The following is a 6,292-nucleotide window of genomic DNA, read 5'->3' on the forward strand; positions in this document are numbered from 1 at the left end:
AGACTGGGGATTGGGGATTGGGGATTGGGAAGTGAGAAAGACTTTTTCTGTTTCTTTTAACTGTCGCCAACTAATAATTGTGAGTCCAACTGCTGCTACTGCACCAGTTAACAGTGGGATGTCGTAAGCAGGGATTGTAAAACCAATTTGCTCAATTACAAAATTGGTTAGCGGTTGAGTCAGCGATGGTAATACAATTACGCCGAATATACCTAGCAGTGCAGTACTCAACCAGGGAATCCATTCTTGTAACTGCACTACTTGATTGGGTTGATCTAAAATCCAGTGCTTTATTTGACTGTAGAATAAAGCAGCGATCGCACCACTAATTAATGGCGTTAAAACCCAGCCAATGGTGATCAAGCCAATTGATGACCAATCAATTGCACCTACTCCTAAAGCTACCCAACTAAACCCCGCGATCGCACCAACAACTGCATGAGAAGAGGATACAGGTAAACCGCGTGATGTGGCAATTTGCAACCACACACCACACGATATTAGTACCGTTATCATCCCAACAACGAATATTTGGGGTGTAGCTGCGAATAAGACGGGATTAGCAATTTTCGTCGCTAGGGTTTGGGTTACCTCATGCCCAAACAATACAGCACCCGTAAACTCTAATACCCCAGCAATTATTAGTGCCTGTTTGAGGGTAACAGCTTTGGAACCTACAGAGGTTCCCATTGCGTTAGCAACATCGTTTGCTCCGAGATTCCAGGCGACGTAGAAAGCTAGTAGAGCGACTGCAACTAGGGTAATAAGCATTTTTTGGAGGCTGATAGGGGGATGAGGGAGCAGGGGGAGATCACAATTCAAAATTCACGCATTCAAAATTGAAGAGATCCCCCTGATCCCCCTTTTACGGATAAATTAAGATTTTATAAGTATCCGGTGTGGGTGCGGTCGCAACTTCCACAGCTGCTGATAAATCTTTTAATGGATAGCGATCGCTAATCAAAGCTTGCACGTCAATTCGCTGATTAAATACAATATCAGCTGAAAGACTCTGAAGCCGGTAAGATGAGCTATAACTTCCTATCAAGTCAATTTCTCGACGGTAGAGGATATTAGGGTTGATGGGAATTTCCACCTGATCGGGGAATTCCGCGAAAAACAAGATTTTGCCACCTTTGCGGGTACTATCAAGTGCTTGAAAGAAAGCTTTCTCGCTAGGAACAGCCAGCAGGGTAATATCAACACCCAGTCCACCAGTTAGCGCATGGATTTTTGCTGATAAATCGGGATCACGAGCATCAAAAGCCGCCTCTGCACCGACACTCAAGGCTTTTTCAATTCTAGAGGGCAGTAAATCGGTGGCGATCGCTTTTGCTCCAAAATACTTCACCAACATGATAAACATTAGCCCAATTGGCCCAGCACCAGTAACTAACACAGTTTGTCCTGGGGCAATTTGGGCTTTTTTCACAGCTTTCAAGCAGCAGTTAGTCGGTTCTACAAAACTGGCTTCTTCAAAACTGATGTTATCAGGGATGGGAATCAGCCCACCATTTTGGACAATATGTCCGGGAACCTTGACATAATCGGCAAAACCGCCGCCACTGGCGTTAAAGCCTGCGGTTGTGGAAATGTTTTTGTAAACATCACACATGGAGAAATTATCATTTAAGCAGTAGGCACAACGCATACAGGGGATGTGGTGCATTACCGCTACCCGTTGTCCTACTTGCCAACCTTTTACTTGAGAGCCTAATGCTGCGATCGTACCGGCAGTTTCATGTCCAAAAATGCGCGGCGGTTCATACAGTGGATAACGAATTTTTTTTATATCTGACTGACACAACCCCACAACCCGCACCTGTACCAGCACTTCATCTGGTTCTAAAGTTGGAACTGGGATATCTTCGTAAGACAGTTGATTGACGCCTCTAAATACCTGTGCTTTCACGTTGGTTTTTTCCCGCTCGACGATACTAGATGTAACATTAGCAGTCAACGTTAGGCTATCAGATTTGTGATTTCTGTGTCTTAGCCTGTTCTAGTTCTAAGGTTTGTTCAAAGATTTGGAATGCCTTAATGTCCTCAGATAAAAGACTTCCCTGAATTTTCCCATTGTCAACTCGCAGGATTTCCCCTCGGTTGTCTTTAGCCGTAATTGTTAAAATCCCTGTTTTTTGCCAGAGTCGATATCGTTCACCCTCAAGGTATCGACCACCCTCTGGTGCTATTCTTGCAAACTTACTCTTCAAGGTTGTTTTGGCAATTTGCACGATTACATCAGAATATTCATGGAAGCGAATGCTACCAGCAAATTTTGTAACATTATTTTTTTCTAACTTATCTAGCAATTCAGCAACAGTCAGTGGAGGGTTCTTGAGATCCTCTCATTGCTGCCGAATTACTTGAATCATTCTTCCTGGGAATTGGTCATTAAGATAAACCAAAAAATCATCTGGATGCCAAGCCTCAATATCCCAAGGCTTTAAAGCTTCTGCTGCAAAGTCATCTAAATTCGCAGTAACAATTACTTTTGCCTTGGCAACTATAGCAGCAGCGACAACATGGTAATCGCCTGGATCATTTGTCATTGATGCAACTAGCTGTTCTGGTACTTCCACGATTGCTTCAGGAAAGTGCATCTTGAGCATTTCTTGAAAGCGTGCTGCCTTGGCATCTGTCATCTTTCCGTTTTTTACAAGGTTGCGAGTAGCACCTTCTAGAATTTCTTGGGAAAAATGAATTTGGTAAAGTTCTGCCTCAGCAGCACGCAATAAGGTATCACACAGAGGCATGGGGTAGATAACGCAGGAGTCCAGAACAACAGAGAAAGAAAGCATCTTATTAGTCTAATTTGCTACTCTCCTCATCATAGAATCCCTCATCTTGCAGAAATTGAGTCAATTCCTTCAAACCTTCTCGGCGCTTGGTGTCCCTGTGTTGTTTATATTTCATTAAATCATCAAAACGAACCCGGCGATGCGAACCCACCTTGATGTAATGAATGTCACCCTGTTCTAATAACTTGATCAGGTAGGGACGTGATACGTTCAGATATTCAGCCGCTTGTTGTGTCGTCAGTTCCTGCTCTTGAGGGACTATGGATATAGCTTGACCTGATGCCATTGCGTGGACAACTTGAAGCAGCACTTGATAAATCGGTTCAGGAATGGTAATTTTTTCTCCGTTAGCCCCTACCAGTTTTGCCTGAGAACCTTTAACGCTCAGTATGCGCTCCAGTTCGATAGATTGAGCTTCTAGCTGTGGAGATATTACAGACTCTGAAAGCACGCTATGCTTAGACATCCTGGTAATCCTGTGTTGTGGTACGTTACGCCGTCACTTAAATTCACTATCTTAATAATACACACTACATAAACGAAATATCCGAAAAATAAAATAAATTATCTTGTCTGAGTCCAAGCTATCTGGAGAAAATATGTCGAAAACTCAGAGAGGTTAAGGGATGGCTCGTCAGACATATACATCTGATGTCTTAGTTATCGATGAAAGAACCGGAGGAACTGCAACTGCTATCCAAGCGGCGCGACGGGGAGCCAAAACTATTCTGGTGAGATAGTGTTACGGCTTTCGTAACGCTGTATTATTTTTGAATATTTTCTCAAGATTTTTCCGAGACGGTAGCAATGACTATTCGCCATGCAACTGAAACTGACTTGCCTGCAATTGTGGCAATTTATAATGCTGCAATTCCTAGTGGCATGGCAACTGCTGATTTAGAGCCAGTATCTGTAGAAAGTCGCCTTCCTTGGTTTAAGGCGCGATCGCCTTCACAACGCCCACTTTGGGTAATCGAAGTAGAGGGAGTAATTGCTGGATGGCTGAGTTTCCAATCCTTTTATGGGCGGCCCGCCTATAGTAAGACTGCCGAAATTAGTATTTACATAGCCCCTGGCTTTCATCGATGTGGTTTGGGACGACAACTATTAGCACAAGCAATTAGTGAAAGTCCTAGTTTGGGTTTAAAGACTCTACTATGCTTCATTTTTGCCCACAATCAACCCAGTTTAAAACTTTTTGAAATATTTGGTTTTCAACCTTGGGGAAATTTACCTAAAGTTGCTGAAATTGACAACGTTGAACGGGACTTAATAATCATGGGACTCCGAATTAATAAACCTATTGTTTAATTTTGCTGGCAATAATATTAACAACGCTGCAACTGTGTTAAAAACACAACAATTTCATCAATTGCCTGGCGCACAACTGTTGCAGGTTGCTCCGATTGATTCACGATAATACTAAAAACTAGCGGCTCATACTTCGGCGCATTCATATATCCAGATAGAGAAATTACCCCCGTTAACGTACCTGTTTTTGCTTGGACAATGCCCTCAGCAGATGTGTTTTCAAAGCGGTTTTTCAAGGTTCCACTTTTACCCGCTATGGGTAAAGATGTACGATATATATATGCTGTTGGTGTTCTTGCGATTCCTCGCAAAGTTTGTACAAAAGCTTCTGGTGTGATTAAGTTACGACGTGATAAACCTGAACCATCCACTAAAACATAATTTGCTGGATCAACTCCCAATCGAGTTAAACTCGCTTTCACAACTTCTAAACCGACATCAGCACTAGTCTGATTTTTAAGTCTGGTTTTTTTCACAGCTAATGCTCTTAGTAGTGCTTCAGCATAAAGATTATTACTATTTTGAAGAGTTTCCATTAATAATTCAGATAAAGATGGCGACTCTACAAATGCTATTTCCTGTTGATTAATACCACCATTTACTACTAATGTTTGCCCCAAGGTAATTTTTTCTGTTGCCAAAGCAGTACGGAAGCGCCGTAAGAAGTAATAATTAGGATCAACTACAGGCAAATCTATTAAAGACGGTTCAGAATTCGTTGTCAGTTGTCCTTGAATTCGTAATACTGTTCCTGATAATTCGCGGGTAACATTAACGTAGCTTGGTTGATTTTGGGCAACTGTTACTGACTGATTAATTATCCGCCACTGTTTCGCCTCGCCAGGATCAGTCCACACGACTTGTAAAGATTTACCTACAGCTCGCGGTACAAGTTTTAAGCTAAAAATATTTTGATTTAAAATAAAGCTGCTGACTGGTGCGCCATAGTCTGACTGCACATCTTCCCATTGCCAGGTGGGGTTAACAATATCTCCTTGAATATAACTATCATCAACTATCAACTGCTGAATTTGGGTAATACCTTTCTGTTTTAGCTGCTGTGCTAATGTTTGCAGTTGAGTATCAGTTAAGCTGGGATCTCCCCTACCGACAACACGAAAAACACCATTGCCATTCTGATAAATAGAGGTGCGAATCCGAAAATTAGCGCCCAATTCCTGCAATGCAGCAGCTGTTGTCAGCAATTTGAGGTTAGACGCGGGAGTAAAATATTTCTGAGCATCCCGACTGTAAAGAGTTTGCCCGGTTGACAGAGGTTGTACCAAAATTCCCCAGCGCCCCCGACTAAATAAGGGACGATTGATTACAGCATCTATAGCTGTTCCCAGTTGGGTAGAGCAAATTGATTTTGTGGTAGTTGTTGGTGCGACTGGGGTTTGTGCTTTACCAACTCTAGAATTAAATGCTATCTGGCTAGTCAAAAATATTAACAAAATACCCAGTGGTTGATTTAAAATCTTAAGTCTCACCAATACTCCTTATCCTAAAGATAGATATTTTTATCTTGCTAACAACTTCTTTCCGGAGAAAGAAGAATTAGCTCAGTAAAGTTACTTAATTAGTATAAGGAAGATGTTTACATGTTTCATACGTGGGCGATCACACAAACATAGTTTATGGGACTACAAAATAGAAACGTAAGTCAGCCTGAATATACACAAATACGGAATCGAGGCAATGGTGTGAGTACATTTTTATCTGGTGTGGCTGTATTACTCTCTACTTTGGCTTTAGGATGTAGCGGTTATGTAGCTTACGAAGTTTTAACGCTGCGACAGACACTAAATGCCAATAATACAGTCAGTAACACTATTCCCACTCAAGTGCCAAGTATTACAGCTACAACTTCTCCCCAAGCAACGGCTTCATCATCGCCAGCCACTGCTACAACCTCAGCAATTAGCCCTGGTCAGTTTGTGCAGCCTGCTTTTGGTAAAAAGGCAGAAGTTGAGTTACTTTCAGCAAAGCGAATTAAAGATCCAGAAACTGGAAACCGTGATGTGGTAAATTTGCAAATGCGTATTCGTCGCCTTGCCACAGACGGAGTTGTTGGTAGCGATATTATATCGGTTGCTAGTACAACAGCCCGCAATCCTGACACTAGCCCATCAGTGAGAGGTTAAGATAATTGCACATTTGTCAAGAGGGTGCAGGAAAAG

7 protein-coding genes and 1 pseudogene are annotated in these 6,292 nt (G+C 42.2%); 2 read left to right on the forward strand and 6 right to left on the reverse strand.

Annotated elements, in window-relative coordinates; genetic code table 11:
* The 5 genes from ACFFAP_RS34675 to ACFFAP_RS34695 all read right to left on the reverse strand — a co-directional run.
* Window positions 1–771 (reverse strand): inorganic phosphate transporter (locus ACFFAP_RS34675; protein ID WP_375515462.1); only part of this gene is annotated, 771 nt, incomplete at its 3' end.
* Window positions 772–865: 94 nt separating this feature from the next.
* Window positions 866–1,912 carry a zinc-dependent dehydrogenase gene (locus ACFFAP_RS34680; RefSeq protein WP_375515467.1) on the reverse strand — a complete coding sequence of 349 codons (1,047 nt, stop codon included), beginning with the start codon at window positions 1,910–1,912 and terminating at the stop codon, window positions 866–868.
* A 58-nt stretch (window positions 1,913–1,970) separates the two neighbouring features.
* Window positions 1,971–2,312 carry a hypothetical protein gene (locus tag ACFFAP_RS34685; RefSeq protein ID WP_375515463.1) on the reverse strand — a complete coding sequence of 114 codons (342 nt, stop codon included), beginning with the start codon at window positions 2,310–2,312 and terminating at the stop codon, window positions 1,971–1,973.
* A gap of 36 nt (window positions 2,313–2,348) precedes the next feature.
* Window positions 2,349–2,801, reverse strand: a complete 453-nt coding sequence (locus ACFFAP_RS34690) for a PIN domain-containing protein (RefSeq protein ID WP_375515464.1) — start codon at window positions 2,799–2,801, stop codon at window positions 2,349–2,351.
* A 4-nt stretch (window positions 2,802–2,805) separates the two neighbouring features.
* Window positions 2,806–3,267, reverse strand: coding sequence for a helix-turn-helix domain-containing protein (locus ACFFAP_RS34695; protein WP_375515465.1), 462 nt, complete (start codon window positions 3,265–3,267; stop codon window positions 2,806–2,808).
* Window positions 3,268–3,608: 341 nt separating this feature from the next.
* On the opposite strand from ACFFAP_RS34695, the gene ACFFAP_RS34700 reads away from it, so the two are divergent.
* Window positions 3,609–4,112, forward strand: coding sequence for a GNAT family N-acetyltransferase (locus ACFFAP_RS34700; RefSeq protein WP_375515466.1), 504 nt, complete (start codon window positions 3,609–3,611; stop codon window positions 4,110–4,112).
* A 17-nt stretch (window positions 4,113–4,129) separates the two neighbouring features.
* Here ACFFAP_RS34700 and dacB read toward each other — a convergent pair whose 3' ends face one another.
* Window positions 4,130–5,575: a D-alanyl-D-alanine carboxypeptidase/D-alanyl-D-alanine-endopeptidase gene (gene dacB, locus ACFFAP_RS34705; protein WP_375515468.1), complete on the reverse strand. Its 1,446-nt coding sequence runs from the start codon at window positions 5,573–5,575 to the stop codon at window positions 4,130–4,132.
* Window positions 5,576–5,815: 240 nt separating this feature from the next.
* Here dacB and ACFFAP_RS34710 point away from each other — a divergent pair.
* A pseudogene (locus tag ACFFAP_RS34710) lies at window positions 5,816–6,250 on the forward strand (hypothetical protein); the annotation flags it as partial.
* Between the last annotated feature and the right edge of the window lie 42 nt (window positions 6,251–6,292).

The organism is uncultured Nostoc sp. (genome assembly GCF_964245575.1).
Lineage (GTDB): Bacteria > Cyanobacteriota > Cyanobacteriia > Cyanobacteriales > Nostocaceae > Nostoc.

Excerpts from the sequence above, each read along its gene's own strand:
- ACFFAP_RS34695 (WP_375515465.1), bottom strand. The coding sequence starts at position 3,267 with ATGTCTAAGCATAGCGTGCTTTCAGAGTCTGTAATATCTCCACAGCTA.
- ACFFAP_RS34700 (WP_375515466.1), top strand. The coding sequence starts at position 3,609 with ATGACTATTCGCCATGCAACTGAAACTGACTTGCCTGCAATTGTGGCA.
- ACFFAP_RS34690 (WP_375515464.1), bottom strand. The coding sequence starts at position 2,801 with ATGCTTTCTTTCTCTGTTGTTCTGGACTCCTGCGTTATCTACCCCATG.